Origin of the sequence: Cellulomonas fimi (assembly GCF_012952065.1) — a bacterium.
GTDB lineage: Bacteria > Actinomycetota > Actinomycetes > Actinomycetales > Cellulomonadaceae > Pengzhenrongella > Pengzhenrongella fimi_A.
In genome coordinates, this window is record NZ_JABCJJ010000004.1 from 1 (window position 1) to 16,481 (window position 16,481).

The window sequence follows — 16,481 nt, forward strand, 5'->3', positions numbered from 1 at the left end:
CGGACAAGACCAAGCAGCGCGCCCTGACCCAACTCCGCCAGCTCGGCTACGACGTCACCCTCAACCCACTACCCGCCACCGGCTGACGCCCGTAGCGCCCGTGGCCTGGCAGCCATCTTCATGTCAGCCGCTGATCGCACCTTCCGGTGCGCTCGCAGGGCCCGGTCGCCTCGCGGTGGCCGGGCCCTCGTGCGTCCTCAGGAACCTGTCCGCACGGTGATGCGCCAGGTGCCGTCGTCCTCGAGGCACGCGACGACGGCGTGTCCGCGCAGCCGGGCCCACGCCGGGACGTCGTGACGGGCAGCCGGGTCCGTCGCCAGCACGGTGAGCAGGGTGCCGTCGGGCGCGCCCCGCGCGGCGCGGGCGAGCTCGACGACCGGCAGCGGGCAGCGGAGCCCGCGCGCGTCCACGACGAGGGGATCCCCGCAGGTGCCGGCCGCCGTCACGGGCCCAGCCCCGGTCACAGGCCGTGCACCCCCAGGAGGTCCCGGACCCGGGCGACCGCCTGCGGGAGGGCGGCGAGGAACCGTTCGACGTCGGCCTCGGCCACGTCGGCGGGAAGCGCGAGCCGGACGTTGCCGTGGGTCAGCGCTCCCATCGCCGCCAGCACGTGGCTCGGCTCGAGCGCGCTCGACGTGCAGGCCGAGCCCGAGCCGATCGCGAAGCCCAGGCGGTCGAGCTCCGTCACGAGCGCCTCCCCGTCGACGTAGAGGCACGAGAAGGTCACGACGTGGGGCAGCCTGCCGGACGGGTCGCCGACGACCTCCACGTCGGGGACCGTCGCCGCCACCGTGGTCCGCACGCGGTCGACGAGCCCGCGGCGGCGCGCGTCCGTCTCCGCCCGCCGCGCCGCGGCCCGCTCGAGGGCGACCGCCGCGGCCAGGGCCGCCGGCACGCTCACGCCGCCCGGGAACCAGTCGTCCTCGTCCTCGGGCCAGTCGGGCATCCAGCGCACCTGCGGACGGACGACGAGGACGCCGACGCCGGCCGGTGCGCCCCAGTCCGGCGGGTCGAGTGCCAGGAGGTCCCAGGCGGCGTCGATCGGGACGTGCCCTGCGCTCGCGCCCGCGTCGACGAGCAGAGGGACCCCCGCGGCGCGGGCGGCCTCGTGCACGCGTGCGACGGGTTGCACGGTGCCCACCTCGCCGTTGGCGTGCTGGAGCGCGGCAAGTGCGACGCCCGGTGCGGCGAGGGCCGCAGCCATCGCCTCGCCGTCGACCCGGCCGACCGCGTCGACCGGCACGGTCACGCGGCGACCCCGGTCGGCCGTCCACGGCTGGGCGACCGCGTAGTCCGCGGCATGGAGGACCGCGGCCCGCTCGACCGCAGACACGACGACGTCGCGACCGACCCGACGTCGGCCCCGGGCGACGGCGCGCACGGCGGCGTGCAGCGCGGTGGTGTGGTGAGCTGACAGCCGCACGTCGGCGGTCCGCGCCCCGGCCTGCGCCGCGATCGCCTCGCGCGCGCCGTCGAGGAGGGCACGCGCCCGCCGACCCTCTGCGTGCAGGCGCCGGGGATCCGCCCAGCCCAGGTCGAGCGCCTCCAGGAGAGCCGTACGTGCCGCGGGGTCCACGGGCGCCCGCCCGCCGGCGTCGAGCACCACGCGTGTCGGCGTGGTGTGCGTCGGCGTGGCGCGCGTCACAGGGGCGTTCTCCAGGATGCCTGGGTGCGCCGCGTCGTCGCTGGTCACGTGGCCCACGCTAGTGCGACGAGCGACGCCCGGGAGCGCCGCACGCATTCTGACACGGCGTCGCCAACACGGCCGGCCCACGTCCCCGGCGCGCGTCCGGCGCGCTAGGCTGCTCGGGTCGAGGACGAAGGTCCCGGACCAGCGACGCCGTCTCACGCGGTACGCGCTGGGCGACGTGACGTGAAAGGGCCGCACCTTGCACTCGGAACTTCCCAGCCGGAATCGGCGACCGGCTCTGAAGGTGGCCGCCGTGGTTGCCCTCGTCGCTCTCGTCTCGGGCTGCTCGGCCGAGGCGCAGCGCGGCTACCTCCCCGGGTACGAGGACGGCGAGGTCACCAACATGACCGAGCGGATCACGAGCCTGTGGGTCGGCTCGTGGATCGCCGCGCTGCTCGTGGGGCTGATCACCTGGGGACTGATCCTGTGGTGCGTCGCGGTCTACAGGAAGCGCAAGGACGACGAGACGCTGCCGGTCCAGCTCCGCTACCACGTGCCGCTCGAGATCATGTACGTGATCCTGCCGATCCTCATGATCGGCGTCCTGTACTACTACACGGCGCGCGACATGTCGGCGATCCTCGACCGGAGCGAGGAGCCGGACATCACCGTTCAGGTGATCGGCAAGCAGTGGAGCTGGGACTTCAACTACGTGGACGAGGACGTCTACGAGACGGGCGTCCAGGCGCAGGACGTGGGAGAACCCGGGAGCCTCGAGCGCGTCCCGACGCTCTACCTGCCCGTCGGCGAGCGCGTCGAGTTCGTCCTGGACTCACGGGACGTCATCCACTCGTTCTGGGTCCCTGCGTTCCTCTACAAGCTCGACATGATCCCGTACAAGACGAACTACTTCCAGATCGTCCCGGAGCGGGAGGGCGTCTACGTGGGCAAGTGCGCGGAGCTCTGCGGCGAGGAGCACTCGTCGATGCTCTTCAACGTGGCGGTCGTGTCGCGGGAGGATTTCGACGCGCAGATGGACCAGCTCCGGGACAAGGGGCAGACCGGTCAGCTCGGCATGGAGTACAGCCGCGAACAGGATCTGCGGACCGCATCCGGTTCGCGGGGGGATGAGAACTGATGGCCGCCGTCCAGCACGACGTGATCCCGGGCCTCGCGCCGCAGCGCCAGACGCTGGGCCGCACCGTCATCAAGTGGGTCACGTCGACCGATCACAAGACGATCGGGTACATGTACCTGATCACGTCGTTCATCTTCTTCGCCATCGGCGGAGTGATGGCGCTGATCATCCGGGCGGAGCTCTTCGCGCCGGGGATCCAGATCGTGCAGAGCAAGGAGCAGTACAACCAGCTGTTCACGATGCACGGCACGATCATGCTGCTGCTCTTCGCCACCCCGTTGTTCGTCGGGTTCGGCAATGTGATCATGCCGCTGCAGATCGGTGCTCCCGACGTCGCGTTCCCGCGGCTCAACATGCTCGCGTACTGGCTCTACCTGTTCGGCGGGATCATCGCGACCGCGGGCTTCTTCACGCCCCAGGGTGCCGCGTCCTTCGGCTGGTTCGCCTACGCACCCTTGTCGAACACCACGTTCTCGCCGGGGCTCGGCGGAGACCTCTGGGTGTTCGGCCTGGCGATGACCGGGTTCGGGACCATCCTCGCTGCGGTCAACTTCATCACGACGGTCATCACGATGCGCGCCCCGGGCATGACGATGTTCCGGATGCCCATCTTCACCTGGAACATCCTGGTGACCAGCCTGCTGGTGCTCATGGCGTTCCCGACCCTGGCTTCGGCGCTCTTCGCGCTCGGCTCGGACCGCCGGCTCGGATCGCAGGTCTTCAACCCCGAGAACGGTGGAGCGATCCTCTGGCAGCACCTGTTCTGGTTCTTCGGTCATCCTGAGGTGTACATCATCGCGCTGCCGTTCTTCGGCATCGTCTCCGAGATCTTCCCGGTGTTCAGTCGGAAGCCGGTCTTCGGGTACAAGGGCCTCATCTACGCGACGATCGCCATCGCGGCCCTCTCCGTGACGGTCTGGGCGCACCACATGTACGCGACCGGCGCCGTGCTGCTCCCGTTCTTCGCGCTCATGACGATGCTGATCGCCGTGCCGACCGGGGTGAAGTTCTTCAACTGGATCGGCACGATGTGGCGCGGGAAGCTCACGTTCGAGACGCCGATGCTCTGGTCGCTCGGCTTCCTCGTCACGTTCCTCTTCGGTGGGCTGACCGGTATCATCCTCGCGAGCCCCCCGCTCGACTTCCAGGTGACGGACACGTACTTCGTGGTGGCGCACTTCCACTACGTCGTGTTCGGCACGGTCGTGTTCGCGATGTTCGCCGGCTTCTACTTCTGGTGGCCCAAGTTCACCGGTCGCATGCTCGACGAGCGCCTGGGCAAGATCCATTTCTGGACGCTGTTCCTCGGCTTCCACGCGACCTTCCTCATCCAGCACTGGCTCGGCGTCATCGGCATGCCGCGGCGCTATGCGGACTACTCGCCCGACGACGGCTTCACCTGGATGAACCAGCTGTCGACCGTCGGGTCGGTGCTGCTTGCCGCGTCCACCCTGCCGTTCCTCTGGAACGTCTACGTGACGTGGCGCAAGGGCGAGATCGTGACCGTGGACGACCCGTGGGGCTACGGAGCGTCGCTCGAGTGGGCCACGAGCTGCCCGCCGCCGCGGCACAACTTCACGTCGCTCCCGCGCATCCGGTCCGAGCGTCCCGCCTTCGACCTGCACCACCCCGAGGTCGCCGCGATGGACTACGCCGAGCCGGATCCTGGATTCCTCGACTGGGAGTCCGAGCATCAGGGTCAGGCGGCCCAGGCTCGCCAGCGCATGGCCGACGGGACGGGGAAGCCCGAGCAGTCGTCCGCGACCATCGTCGACGACCGGCCGCGGCCGGGTGGTGGCGGGGACACGACCGAGGGGGAGACGCGATGAAGGTCGAGACCAGGCTCTTCATGCTGTTCGTCCCGTTCTTCCTCCTGTGCACCGTCGTGTACGCGCTCTGGAGCGACTGGGAGCCGGTGGGTACTGCTGCTCTTCTCCTGCTCGCGGGGCTCACGGCGATGATCGGCGTCTACCTGAACCTGCTGTCGCGCCGGATCGACGCGCGTCCGGAGGACGACCCCTCGGGCGAGATCGAGGCGGGCGCGGGCGACCAGGGCGTCTTCAGCCCGTGGAGCTGGTGGCCGCTGGTCATCGGTGCCGCGGCGGGGATCGTCTTCCTCGGGATGGCGGTCAGCTGGTGGCTCATGGCGGTGGGGTTCGTTGCCGGGATCATCGGGCTCATCGGCTGGGTCTTCGAGTTCTCCCGCGGGCAGCACGCCCACTAGGCCGTCTCGACGAGGGGCGGCCGCGGCGGCAGGCGCGCGCGGCGAGCGCACAACAGTGGCCGAGCGCCGGTGACCGACGGTCACCGGCGCTCAGCCGTTGGTGCAGGGCTCGACTGGCGAGAGCGGCCCCGTCCGTCCGTCGTCGCCCCAGCCGGGCGAAGACCGTCGTCGCGCGAGACGCCGTGCGACGGTGAGGACCGCGGGTGCGGCCCGGGAAGGCCTGAAGCGCGCGGGCGCCTGCGGGACGGAGATCCTGCAGGCACCCGCACCTGGACGCTCAGATGCCGACGATGAGGCCCACCGTCTGGGTACGGGCACGGGTGAAGCGCTCAGTCGCGTCCGCCCAGTTCACGATGTTCCACCATGCCTTGACGTAGTCCGCCTTGACGTTGACGTAGTCGAGGTAGAAGGCGTGCTCCCACATGTCGAGCGTGACGACCGGGACGAGGCCGAGCGCGATGTTGCTCTGCTGGTCGTACAGCTGCACGACGATCAGCTTCTGGCCGATCGAGTCCCAGGCGAGGATCGACCAGCCAGAACCCTGGATGCCGAGCGCGCTCGCCGTGAACTGCTTCTGGAAGCCGTCGAACGAGCCGAAGTGCTCGTCGATCGCGGCAGCGAGCTCGCCGGTGGGCTTGTCGCCGCCGTCGGGGGACAGGTTCTTCCAGAACACGGAGTGGTTGACGTGGCCGCCGAGGTTGAACGCGAGGTTCTTCTCCAGCAGGTTGATCGCGTCAAGGGAGCCGGTCTCCCGCGCCTCGGCCGTCTTCTCGAGCGCCGTGTTGGCGCCGGCCACGTAGGCGGCGTGGTGCTTGTCATGGTGCAGCTCCATGATTCGCCCCGAGATGTGCGGCTCGAGCGCCGCGTAGTCGTAGGGCAGATCCGGGAGTGTGTAGTCAGCCATGGATAACCAAGCCTCTCTCCTGCGTCGGGCCGCAGCACGCTGCGGCGTCGTCCTCCAGATGCCGCAGGCGCCGCTCGGACGAGCGGCGCCTGCGGACGCTTCTACCCACTGAACCGCTGCACGGTCTCAGTGATTCCGTGCGTCAGCACCGGGACCCTGCTGAGGCGTCTCGGGCTCAGCCAGTCGCCGTCCTCCACCGGCAGCGGTCACGGTCGGGACGCCGTCGGTGCCGGCCTGATCGAGCTCCGGCACGTTCGCCCCTCCGTGCGTCTGGTGGACGCTGCCGAGCGCGTCGTGCTCGCCGTGCGAGTGCGCCGCGGCCAGCTCCGCGGGGGTGACCGGCTCGACCCGATCCTCGAAGAAGATCCGGGACAGGCGCTGCCGCAGGACGTCCTTTCGGTAGCCCTTGCGACGCACGCCGCGCGAGTCCTCCGCCGGCTCGATCTCGAGCGGGCGATTCGGCTCCTGGCTGACCCGCAGCCACCGCTCCTGGTCGTCCAGCGGACGGTGGACCTCGATGTACTCGCCGTGCGCGAACCGCACGATGCGGCCTGTCTCGTGACCGTGGAGCACCAGCTCGCGGTCCTTGCGCTGGAGGCCGAGGCAGATGCGCTTCGTGATCCAGAAGGCGAGCACCGGGGCAACGAAGAACAGGACCCGGAACGTCCAGGTGATGTCGTTGATCGACAGGTCGAACTGGGTCGCGATAAGGTCGTTGGAGCCGGCCAGCACCAGAATGAAGAACGCCGTGAGGATCGCGACGCCGGTGGCGGTCCGGAACGGCACGTTGCGTGGGCGGTCCAGGACGTGGTGCTCGCGCTTGTCGCCGGTTACGAACTGCTCGATGAACGGGTAGGCCGCGAGTGCGGTGAAGAGGATCCCCGGGACCACGACAGCCGGGATGAGCACGTTGAGGGACAGGGTGTAGCCGCCGATGACCCACTCGGTGCCCTGACCCGGCATGAGGCGCAGCGAGCCCTCGAGGAAAAGCATGTACCAGTCCGGCTGGGCCCCGGCGCCGACGGGCGACGGGTCGTAGGGTCCGTAGTTCCAGACGGGGTTGATGGTCATGGTCGCCGCCATGAGCGCGATGACCCCGAAGACGATGAAGAAGAAGCCACCTGCCTTGGCGACGTAGATCGGGAAGAGCGGGAACCCGACGACGTTCGTGTTCGTGCGGCCGCCACCCGGGTACTGCGTGTGCTTCTGGAGGAACACCAGGAACAGGTGGAGCCCGACGAGCGCCAGGATGATCGCGGGGACCAGCAGCACATGGACGATGAAGAGCCGGGGGATCAGGTCCTGGCCCGGGAACTCGCCACCGAAGATGAAGTACGACAGGTACGACCCGATGATCGGGATCGACCGGACGACACCGTCGGTGATGCGCAGGCCGTTCCCGGAGAGCACGTCGTCCGGGAGGGAGTAGCCCGAGAAGCCTGCGGCAAGGCCGAGGATCATCAGCGTGAAGCCGATGAGCCAGTTGAGCTCACGCGGCTTGCGGAACGCGCCCGTGAAGAACACGCGCATCATGTGCGTGACGATCGACGCCATGAACAGCAGTGCGGCCCAGTGGTGGATCTGACGCATCAGTAGCCCGCCACGGACCTCGAACGACAGCCGGAGCGTGGAGGCGAACGCCTCCGACATCTCGACACCGTTCATCGCAGCCCAGGGACCCTCGTAGTCGGTCTCCGCCATGCTCGGGACGAAGAACAGCGTGAGGAAGACCCCCGAGATCAGGATCACGATGAACGAGTAGAGCGCGATCTCGCCCAGCAGGAACGACCAGTGGTCCGGGAAGATCTTGCGCGAGAGCCCCTTGACCGCCGCGCCGAGGCCGGTCCGCTGGTCGAGGTAGTCAGCGGTCCCGCCGGCCGCCTTCGCGGCAGGGGATGTGGTGGTCGTCATCGCAGACGCTCCCAGTAGCTCGGGCCGATCGGTTCGGTGAAGTCGCTCTGCGCGACCAGGTAGCCCTCGTCGTCCACCTCGATCGGCAGCTGCGGCAGAGGCCGGTTGGCGGGGCCGAAGACGACCTTGGCGCCGTCGGCGACGTCGAACGTCGACTGGTGGCACGGGCAGAGCAGGTGATGCGTCTGCTGCTCGTAGAGGGAGACCGGGCACCCGACGTGGGTGCAGATCTTCGAGTAGGCGACGATGCCCTCGTAGGACCAGCCCTTGCGGTCCTCCGCCTCCTTGAGGTCGCGCGGGTCGAGCCGCACGAGCAGGACGACGGCCTTCGCCTTCTCGTCGAGGGGGTGCTCGGCCTCGCTGAGGTTCTCAGGGATGACGTGCACGACCGAGCCGATCGTGACGTCGGCGGCGCGGATGGGCCGACCCGAGGGGTCGATCGCGAGCCGGGTGCCCTTGCGCCACATCGTGCTCTTGAACTTCGAGACGTCCCAGTCCTCGCCGACCTCCCCGATGAGGGGTACGGCGACCGACAGAGGGGCGAGCGCGAGCGCCGAGACCATGGCGCCCTTGAGGACGCCACGGCGACCGATGCTGGAGTCCTCCGTGCCCTCACGGAGCATCTCCACGGCAGCCGTACGGGTGGTGTCCGAGCTGCGCAGCTCGTGGCGGTCCTCCGCCTTCTCGTGCGCGTTCATGAGCGACTTCGCCCAGTGCACGGCAGCGATGCCGATGGCGAACATCGCGAGGAAGAGCCCGAGCCCGAGCAGTAGGTTCGACAGACGCATGCTCGCGACCGTCTCGCCCGGCGGCACCGTGAAGTACGCGACGAGGAACCCGATGGTGCCCAGCACCGACAGGCCGAAGAGCAGGGTGACCTGCCGCTCGGCACGCTTCTCGGCCGCAGGGTGAAGGTCGGACTGCCGGTCGCGGTGGTGCGGGATGCCTGGGTCCGTGAAGACGGCCGGGACGCCGTCGGTGGCTCCGGTGACCGTCACGTCGGTCGGGTGGTTGTGCGTGCTCACGAGGACTTCGCTCCGATCCACACGGCGCAGCCGATGAGAAGACCCATGCCGAGGACCCAGACCCACAGGCCCTCGCTCACCGGGCCGAGGGCGCCGAGTTGTGCGCCGCCGGGCGACCCGGCACGCTGCTCGTCGACGTAGGCGATGATGTCGCGCTTCTCCTCCGGTGTGAGGGTCGCGTCGTTGAACACGGGCATCGACTGCGGGCCGGTCTGCATGGCCTCGTAGATCGCCACGGGACTGGTCTCGCGGAGGTCCGGCGCGTACTTGCCCTTCGAGAGTGCGCCGCCCGCGCCCACGGCGTTGTGGCACATCGCGCAGTTGGTGCGGAAGAGCGCCATGCCGTTGGCCGGGTCACCCTTCGACGGGTCGACCATCTCGTCGGTCGGGATCGCCGGACCGGGACCCAGCGAGGCGACGTAGGCCGCGAGCTGCCGCGTCTCCTCCTCCGCGAACTGCGGAGGCTTGGCGATGACCTGCGGTCCGTTGGCCTGCATCGGCATGCGCCCCGTGCTGACCTGGAAGTCCACGGACGCGGCGCCGACCCCGATGAGCGACGGCGCGTCCTGCGTGCCCTGCGCGTTCAAGCCGTGACACGTCGCGCAGCTCGCCTGGAACAGCTTCTCACCCGTCGCGACGTCGTCCGCGGTCGGGGTCGACGCAGCGGTGGCCGGGCTGGGAGCAAGGGCGGCGTACAGCCCGCCGGTGACCAGCAGCGCGAGCAGGAGCAGCACGAGCGGCGCGAGCCGGTGGTGCCTGCGGGCTGCGAGTGCCTTCACGGATGGATCCTCGTCTCGCAAGTGGGGAGCAGGGGAGCTGGGGCCCGACACGCGGGCGACGGGTCAACGGATCAGGTAGATGACGGCGAAGAGGGCGATCCAGACCACGTCCACGAAGTGCCAGTAGTACGACACGACGATCGCGGTCGTCGCCTCGTGGTGGCCGAATCGCTTGGCCGTGAAGGAACGTCCGAGCAGGAAGAGGAAGGCGATGAGCCCACCGACGACGTGGAGGGCATGGAAGCCGGTCGTCAGGTAGAAGACCGAGCCGAACGGGCTCGAAGAGATCGTGACGCCTTGGTCGATGAGCTCGGCGTACTCGAACATCTGCCCGGCGACGAAGACCGAACCCATGATGTAGGTGAGGGTCATCCACTCGTTCATCCCCCAGCGGTTCACCGCCCACAGCGGGCCGGCGCGGCGAGGCTGGAAGCGCTCGGCCGCCCACACGCCCATCTGGCACGTCACGGAGGACAGCACCAGGACGGTCGTGTTGGTCGCGGCGAACGGCAGGTTGAGGGTGGGCGTGCTCGCCGCCCAGTCGTCCGGCACGGTGGCGCGGAGCGTGAAGTACATCGCGAAGAGACCAGCGAAGAACATCAGCTCGCTGGCGAGCCACACGATGGTGCCGACCGAGACCGGGTTGGGTCGGTTGACGCTCACGTGGACAGGGGTGCTGGGGGCAGCCGTTGCGGTCGACACGCTCGTCATTATGGCCGAGATCCGCGGTGAATGGGTCATTGGACCCAGGCGAGGCGGGCGGAATCTGTCACACCGTCAGTTCCCGGTGGTGACCGCCCCCGGCCGCACCGCCCGCTGGGGTGCCTGCGGCACGGTGCGCCCGGACGACGCTGCGGCGTGCCAAGATGCCTGGACAGGTGCGCGCGAGCGCGGACGAGGCGAGTGAGGCGGGGCATGACCATCGAGATCCGGGACCAGTCGGGCGCCGAGGTGCAGCAGCGCGCGCCCCGCGTGCTGCTCTACAGCGACGACGTGGACACGCGCGAGCAGGTGCGGCTCGCGGTCGGTCGGCGGCTGACACGCGGCGCGTCGGAGATCGAGTGGGTCGAGGCCGCGACGCACCCTGCCGTCGTCGCCCGCGCCGACACCGAGCGGTTCGACCTCCTCATCGTCGACGGCGAGGCCGCCAAGTCGGGTGGCATGGGGCTGTGCCGGCAGCTCAAGAACGAGCTGTTCGAGTGCCCGCCGGTGCTGGTCCTCATCGGGCGGACGCAGGACGCGTGGCTCGCCTCGTGGTCGCTCGCCGACGCCGTCGTCGCGCAGCCGCTCGACCCGGTCGAGGTCCGGGAGGTCGTCGCGCGACTGCTGGCGGGTCACGCCTCCGCATGAGCACACCGACCTGGCCCGAGCTCCTGACGTCGCTCGTCGCGCGAGAGGACCTCACGCCCGAGCAGACGACCTGGGCGATGGACCAGGTGATGGACGGTGCGGTCTCACCGGCCCGGCTCGCCGCGTTCCTCATCGCGCTCCGCGCGAAGGGGGAGACGGTCGACGAGCTCACCGCCCTGGCCGACTCGATGCTCGAGCACTCGTTGCGGTTCGCCGTGCCGGGCCGCGCGATCGACCTCGTCGGGACCGGTGGGGACCGCGCGCACACCGTCAACATCTCGACGATGGCGGCGCTCGTCGTCGCGGGGACCGGGACGACGGTCGTCAAGCACGGCAACCGGGCGTCGTCGTCGTCGTCGGGCTCCGCCGACGTGCTCGAGGCGCTCGGCATCCGCCTCGACCAGCCCGCGGAGCGGGTCCGCGAGATCGCGATCGAGGTGGGGATCACGTTCTGCTTCGCGCAGGTGTTCCATCCCTCGATGCGCCACTCCGCCGCCGCGCGCCGCGACCTCGGGGTCGCGACCGCCTTCAACATCCTCGGGCCGTTGACGAACCCGGCCCAGCCCGGCGCGACCGCCGTCGGGGTGGCGGACGAGCGGATGGCTCCGCTGGTCGCCGGGGTGTTCGCCGCGCGTGGGACGAACGCCCTGGTGTTCCGCGGCGACGACGGTCTCGACGAGCTGGCGCCGACGGCGCCGTCGCACGTCTGGGAGGTGCGCGACGGCATCGTGACCGAGAGCGTCCTCGACTCGGTGGCGGGCCTCGGGCTCGCGCCCGCGACGATCGACGACCTGCGGGGTGCGGACGCCGAGCACAACGCGGGCGTCGCGCGCCGCGTCCTGGCGGGCGAGCTCGGGCACGTGCGAGACGCCGTCGTGCTCAATGCTGCCGCGGCGCTCGTGGCGGACGGGGTGCTGGACGGGACCGGCTCGGGCGGCCTCGTGGACCGGCTCGTTTCGGGCGTGGCACACGCAGCGCGCTCGATCGACGACGGCGCCGCTCGCGACGTCCTCGAGCGCTGGGTGCGCGCCTCGGCGTCCTGACCTGGCGTCGGCCCCCTGCGGGGTCAGTCCTCGAGCCCGAGCGCGAACGCCTCTTCGAGGTCGTGCTTGGAGTACGTACGGAAGGCGATGTACGTCTGCGTCCGCAGGACGCCGTCGACCTTGCTGACGCGGTCCGCGATGACGTCGGCGAGCTGGTCGTGCTCCCGGACGCGCACCATCGCGATGAGGTCGACCTCACCGGTCACCGAGTAGACCTCGCTCACGCCCGGCACCTCGGTGATCGCGGCCGCCACCTCGGGGATCTTGCCGGCCTCGGCGTCGATCAGGACGATTGCTGTCAGCATGGCTTCCTCCGGTCGCGCCTGGGACGGTGTCGCGGCTCATCATGCCGCGTCGATGCCGGTGACGCTGGGCTCGCCGCTGGGCTCGCCGCTGGGCTCCGTCGTCCCGGCGTGGGCCACGAGCTGGGCGATACGGGCCGGCGAGGTGAACGCCTGGGCGCCGCGTACGGGGCAGGATCGGGCGGGCGGCGCCTCGTCGTCGACCACGACGTCGACCAGCCGGACGTCCGGGGAGTCGAGCCAGTCGAGGATGATGTCGGTCTCCTCGGGATGGGCGGCCGGCGCCGGGGCGACCGGCGCGGCGACGTCCTCGCCCGTGAGGCGGAGCGAGGCCACGGCCACGTAGGGGTCGGTGCCCCGGTCGACGGTCGCCGTGCCGGCGAGCCGTCCATAGCGGACCAGCACGACCTCCCACCCGCCGGTCTCGGTGCGCCTGGCGGCGAGCAGCTCCCGGCACGTCGCGATCGGTGCGAGGCGCTGGACGCGGGCCGCGCCACGCACGAACGCCTCCAGCCGGTCCCGGACCGCCGCGGCGTCCTCGAACCGCTCCTGGGCGATCAGCGCCGCGATCCGCGCGGTGTGTCGCGCGACGACAGGCCGCGGCTCGATCGTCATCGCCGCACGCACGTGCCGCACCGAGTCTTGGTCGAGGAGATCGGCGCCGCGCGTCCCCGGCGTGCGTGGGGCGAACGTGGCGTGCAGCGCGTCGATCGCGAGCTGCGCGGTGCTCCGTGAGGAGAACGGCCCGATGTGCGCCGCGCCGACGCGGAGCTCCTTGCTGACGAGCAGTCGCGGGCGCTCACCCTCGACGAGCCGGACCCACGGCATCCGCTCGGGGAACCGCGACCGGCGGTTGTAGCGGGGGGAGTGCTCGGCGATCAGGCGCAGCTCGCGGACGCGCGACTCGAGGGTCGTCGCACACACCACCGGCGTCACGGCGTGCGCGATCCGCACCATCTCCGTCATCCGGCCCCGCTTCTCCGCTGCCGTGAAGTAGCTGCGTACACGGGAGCGGATCGAGGTCGACGTACCGACGTAGAGCACCTCGTCGCCGGGACCGCGGAAAAGGTACACGCCCGGCGCGTCGGGCAGGTCGTCGGCCAGGTGACGCTTGCGCCGGACGTCCGGCGGGACGGGGTCGGCAGCGGTCGCGAGGTCCTCGAGGTGCGTGATGCCGAGAGGCGCGAGACGGCCGAGCAGCGCGTGCAGCACGTCGACCGTGGCGCGTGCGTCGGACAGCGCCCGGTGGTCGGGGGTCACCGTGGCGCCGAAGAGCGCGGCCAGCGTGCCGAGCTTGTGGTCGGGCGCCTCGTCGCGCAGCACCACGCGACGGGCGAGACGCACCGTGTCGACGACCTGGTGCCGCGGCCACGCGTGGTCGCACCGCGCCGCCGCCGCCTTGAGGAAGCCGACGTCGAAGGGCGCGTTGTGCGCCACCAGCACCGACCCGCGGGCGAACTCGAGGAACGCCGGGAGCACCTGCTCCACGCGGGGGGCCGTGGCGATCATCGACGTCGTGATGCCGGTGAGCGCCGCGATGAACGCCGGCACCGGCGTGCCCGGGTTCACGAGCGTCTGGAACTCGCCGAGCACCTCGCCGCCGCGCACCTTCACGGCGCCGATCTCGGTGATGCCGCAGTCGGCCGGCGTGCCACCGGTCGTCTCGAGGTCGACGACGACGAAGGTCACCTCGCGCAGCGGGGTGCCGAGCTCGTCGAGACCGAGCTGGACGGGCCGTCCCTGGGTCGGCGGCGCGAGCTCTGCACGGCTCAGGGGACGGACTGACGGCATGGGCGCGACGGTAGCCGTGGGGACCGACAACACGGTGGCGGCGCACCGGGAGCCGGTCCTCGACGGCGTCGGCGGCGACGGGCCGAGGTGCGACGTCAGTGGCCCGGGCTACCGTCCGGCCCATGATGATCGACTGTGGCACCTGCACGGTGCGCGGCGCCGCGTGCGCCGACTGCGTCGTGACGTTCCTGACCATCCCGGTCCGCACCGACGTCGGCCCGCCGCCCGTCGTCGTGGGCACCGCGCGAGGGCTCACGGCCGACGTCTCGGTGCCCGGCGTGACGTCGCCCGGGGTTCCGGCTGGCGTCCCGTCGCAACCCGTCGACCTGGACGACGCCGAGCGGGTGGCGATCGGTGTGCTCGCCTCCTCGGGGCTCGTCCCACCGCTGCGGCTCGCCCCACCGGTCACGCGTGCCGGGTGAGCGCCCTCCACGCTCGTCAGGGCCGCCGGTCCGAGGACGGTCGCCCGCGGGCACCCTCCTGGGCCGACGGCCCCTCGAGTCCCTCTGCGGGTTGTGCCGCGCGCTCTCGCCGGCGCCGGCTACGCCCGCGAGTCGTCGAGGCCGCCCTCGTACAGCGCGTCGATCTGGCCCGCGAAGTCCTTGAGCACCTGGTTGCGCTTCACGCTGAGCTTCGGCGTCAGGTAGCCGTTGGCGATGGTCAGGTCGTCGTCGAGGATGCGGTACTTGCGGATCGACTCGGCGCGCGAGACCGCCTCGTTGGTCTTCGCGATCGCCTTGTCCAGCGATGCGAGCACCGCGGGGTCCTTCGCGGCCTGGGCGACGGTCATCTCGGCGTGCCCGTGGGCGGCGAGCCAGCCGGGAAGGGCCTCCGCATCGAGGGTGACGAGCGCACCGATGTACGGACGCTGGTCGCCCACGACCACGACCTGGCTCACGAGGGGGTGCCCCCGCAGACGGTCCTCGAGCACCGCGGGCGCGACGTTCTTGCCGCCCGCTGTCACGATGATCTCCTTCTTGCGCCCGGTGATCCGCAGGCAGCCGTCCGCGTCGAGCGACCCGAGGTCGCCGGTCCGGAACCAGCCGTCGTGGAACGCCTCCGCCGTCGCCGTCGGGTTGTTGTGGTAGCCGCGGAAGACGTGGATCCCTTGGACCTCGACCTCGCCGTCCGCCGCGATGCGGACCGCGGTGCCGGGAAGCGGGGGGCCCACGGTCCCGATCTTCGTCAGCGTCGGGGTGTTGACGGTCGCGGGTGCGGTCGTCTCGGTGAGGCCGTAGCCCTCGAGCACGCGCAGACCCAGTCCGCGGTAGAAGTGCCCGAGGCGCTCCCCGAGCGGTGCGCCTCCCGAGATCGCCCACTCGGCGCGGCCGCCGAGCGCATCGCGGATCTTGTGCAGGACGAGCTTGTCCGCAACCTTGTGCTGCAGCGTGAGCCACGGGCTCGGACCCTTGGGGGTGTCGAGGGCTCGGGAGTAGACGATGGCGGTCTTCGCGGCGCGCTGGAAGATGGCGCCCTTGCCTCCCGCGGCCGCCTTCTGCTCGGCCGAGTTGTAGACCTTCTCGAAGACGCGCGGCACCGAGAGCACGAACGTGGGCTTGAACGAGCCCAGGTCCGCGACGAGGTTCTTGGTGTCCGGGGTGTGGCCGAGCACGGCGCCCGCGGGAACCACGAGCACCTCGACGAACCGCGCGAAGACGTGCGCGAGCGGCATGAAGAGCAGGGTGCGCGCACCCGGCGTGGACACGACCTCGCCGAGGCCCTCGACGGCGTTGACGGTGAGCACGTAGAAGTTCTCGTGCGTCAGCTCGGCACCCTTGGGGCGGCCGGTGGTGCCCGAGGTGTAGATGATCGTGGCGACGTCCGCGAGAACCGCCAGGCCGCGCCTGCGCGCGATCTCCTCGTCGGTGACGGCTGTGCCGGCGGCGACGAGCGCGTCGATGGCGCCACCGTCGATGACCAGCATGTCGCGCAGGCGAGGAGTCTCCGCGCGCACCTGCGCCACCGTCGCTGCGTGCTCGGCGGTCTCGACGACCAGCAGGGACACGTCGGCGTCGGTGAGGATCCAGTGGACCTGCTCGGCCGACGACGTCTCGTAGACGGGGATCGGGATCGCACCCGCAGCCCAGATCGCCCAGTCCAGGAGCGTCCACTCGTAGCGCGTGCGCGACATGATGGCGACGCGGTCACCCGGCTCGACCCCGTGCGCGGCGAGTCCCTTCGCGACCTCGACGACCTTCGCCTCGAACTGACGTGCCGTCAGCGCGATCCACGGGCCGTCCGCGGTGGTCTTGTGCTCGATGAACGGCTGATCGGGAGTTGCGCCCACCCGGGCTGCCAGCAGGTCGTTGAGGTTGCGCGAAGGGTCGACCTCAACCAAGAGAGGCGTCCGGAACTCATCCATGCTGGCTCCTGTGGCAGGCGGG

Annotated in this window: 16 protein-coding genes; 6 read left to right on the forward strand and 10 right to left on the reverse strand. The window is 70.6% G+C overall.

From position 1 onward, the window contains the following. Positions 1–197: 197 nt before the first annotated feature. Both HIR71_RS03770 and HIR71_RS03775 read right to left on the reverse strand, forming a co-directional pair. The gene (locus tag HIR71_RS03770) at positions 198–464 is read right to left on the reverse strand and encodes a sulfurtransferase TusA family protein (protein WP_311836069.1); all 267 of its coding nucleotides are present in this window, start codon (positions 462–464) and stop codon (positions 198–200) included. Continuing rightward, entirely contained in the window at positions 461–1,645 is a 1,185-nt protein-coding gene (locus HIR71_RS03775; RefSeq protein WP_396030988.1) for a cysteine desulfurase family protein, read from the reverse strand. The genes HIR71_RS03770 and HIR71_RS03775 overlap by 4 nt, the downstream gene beginning before the upstream one ends. A 244-nt stretch (positions 1,646–1,889) precedes the next feature. Here HIR71_RS03775 and ctaC point away from each other — a divergent pair, with 244 nt between their 5' ends. Genes ctaC through HIR71_RS03790 form a run of 3 tightly spaced genes read left to right on the forward strand, consistent with a single transcriptional unit; the run spans position 1,890 to position 4,992 of the window. Further along, on the forward strand, positions 1,890–2,768 hold the full coding sequence (gene ctaC / locus HIR71_RS03780; RefSeq protein WP_169323590.1) for an aa3-type cytochrome oxidase subunit II: 879 nt from the start codon (positions 1,890–1,892) through the stop codon (positions 2,766–2,768). Continuing rightward, positions 2,768–4,597, forward strand: coding sequence for an aa3-type cytochrome oxidase subunit I (gene ctaD / locus HIR71_RS03785; RefSeq protein WP_169323592.1), 1,830 nt, complete (start codon positions 2,768–2,770; stop codon positions 4,595–4,597). The genes ctaC and ctaD overlap by 1 nt, the downstream gene beginning before the upstream one ends. Beyond that, positions 4,594–4,992, forward strand: coding sequence for a cytochrome c oxidase subunit 4 (locus HIR71_RS03790; protein WP_169323594.1), 399 nt, complete (start codon positions 4,594–4,596; stop codon positions 4,990–4,992). The genes ctaD and HIR71_RS03790 overlap by 4 nt, the downstream gene beginning before the upstream one ends. Positions 4,993–5,269: 277 nt before the next feature. On the opposite strand, the gene HIR71_RS03795 is transcribed toward HIR71_RS03790, so the two are convergent. The 5 genes from HIR71_RS03795 to ctaE all read right to left on the reverse strand — a co-directional run bounded on the left by HIR71_RS03795 (position 5,270) and on the right by ctaE (position 10,322). Further along, complete coding sequence (locus HIR71_RS03795; protein WP_169323595.1) at positions 5,270–5,896, reverse strand: superoxide dismutase; 627 nt, start codon at positions 5,894–5,896, stop codon at positions 5,270–5,272. 126 nt (positions 5,897–6,022) lie between these two features. Further along, positions 6,023–7,807, reverse strand: a complete 1,785-nt coding sequence (gene qcrB, locus HIR71_RS03800; RefSeq protein WP_169323597.1) for a cytochrome bc1 complex cytochrome b subunit — start codon at positions 7,805–7,807, stop codon at positions 6,023–6,025. Beyond that, on the reverse strand, positions 7,804–8,832 hold the full coding sequence (gene qcrA / locus HIR71_RS03805; RefSeq protein ID WP_169323599.1) for a cytochrome bc1 complex Rieske iron-sulfur subunit: 1,029 nt from the start codon (positions 8,830–8,832) through the stop codon (positions 7,804–7,806). The genes qcrB and qcrA overlap by 4 nt, the downstream gene beginning before the upstream one ends. After that, entirely contained in the window at positions 8,829–9,611 is a 783-nt protein-coding gene (gene qcrC / locus HIR71_RS03810; protein ID WP_169323600.1) for a cytochrome bc1 complex diheme cytochrome c subunit, read from the reverse strand. Before qcrC ends, qcrA begins: the two co-directional genes overlap by 4 nt. Positions 9,612–9,674: 63 nt before the next feature. Further along, the gene (gene ctaE, locus HIR71_RS03815) at positions 9,675–10,322 is read right to left on the reverse strand and encodes an aa3-type cytochrome oxidase subunit III (protein ID WP_211373750.1); all 648 of its coding nucleotides are present in this window, start codon (positions 10,320–10,322) and stop codon (positions 9,675–9,677) included. A gap of 204 nt (positions 10,323–10,526) precedes the next feature. Between ctaE and HIR71_RS03820 the strand changes: the two genes are divergently transcribed. Both HIR71_RS03820 and trpD read left to right on the forward strand, forming a co-directional pair. Next, on the forward strand, positions 10,527–10,961 hold the full coding sequence (locus tag HIR71_RS03820; RefSeq protein ID WP_169323604.1) for a response regulator transcription factor: 435 nt from the start codon (positions 10,527–10,529) through the stop codon (positions 10,959–10,961). Further along, entirely contained in the window at positions 10,958–12,004 is a 1,047-nt protein-coding gene (gene trpD / locus HIR71_RS03825) for an anthranilate phosphoribosyltransferase (protein ID WP_169323606.1), read from the forward strand. The genes HIR71_RS03820 and trpD overlap by 4 nt, the downstream gene beginning before the upstream one ends. Positions 12,005–12,027: 23 nt before the next feature. Here the strand turns inward: trpD and HIR71_RS03830 are convergent, their stop codons facing one another. After that, on the reverse strand, positions 12,028–12,309 hold the full coding sequence (locus HIR71_RS03830; RefSeq protein WP_169323608.1) for an Lrp/AsnC family transcriptional regulator: 282 nt from the start codon (positions 12,307–12,309) through the stop codon (positions 12,028–12,030). Positions 12,310–12,348: 39 nt separating this feature from the next. Next, on the reverse strand, positions 12,349–14,097 hold the full coding sequence (locus HIR71_RS03835) for a DEDD exonuclease domain-containing protein (RefSeq protein ID WP_169323610.1): 1,749 nt from the start codon (positions 14,095–14,097) through the stop codon (positions 12,349–12,351). Between the two features lie 122 nt (positions 14,098–14,219). Here HIR71_RS03835 and HIR71_RS03840 point away from each other — a divergent pair, with 122 nt between their 5' ends. Further along, a complete protein-coding gene (locus HIR71_RS03840) occupies positions 14,220–14,519 on the forward strand; it encodes a hypothetical protein (protein ID WP_169323611.1) in 300 nt (99 codons plus the stop codon). A 119-nt stretch (positions 14,520–14,638) separates the two neighbouring features. Here the strand turns inward: HIR71_RS03840 and HIR71_RS03845 are convergent, their stop codons facing one another. Next, positions 14,639–16,459: an AMP-dependent synthetase/ligase gene (locus HIR71_RS03845; protein ID WP_169323613.1), complete on the reverse strand. Its 1,821-nt coding sequence runs from the start codon at positions 16,457–16,459 to the stop codon at positions 14,639–14,641. Between the last annotated feature and the right edge of the window lie 22 nt (positions 16,460–16,481).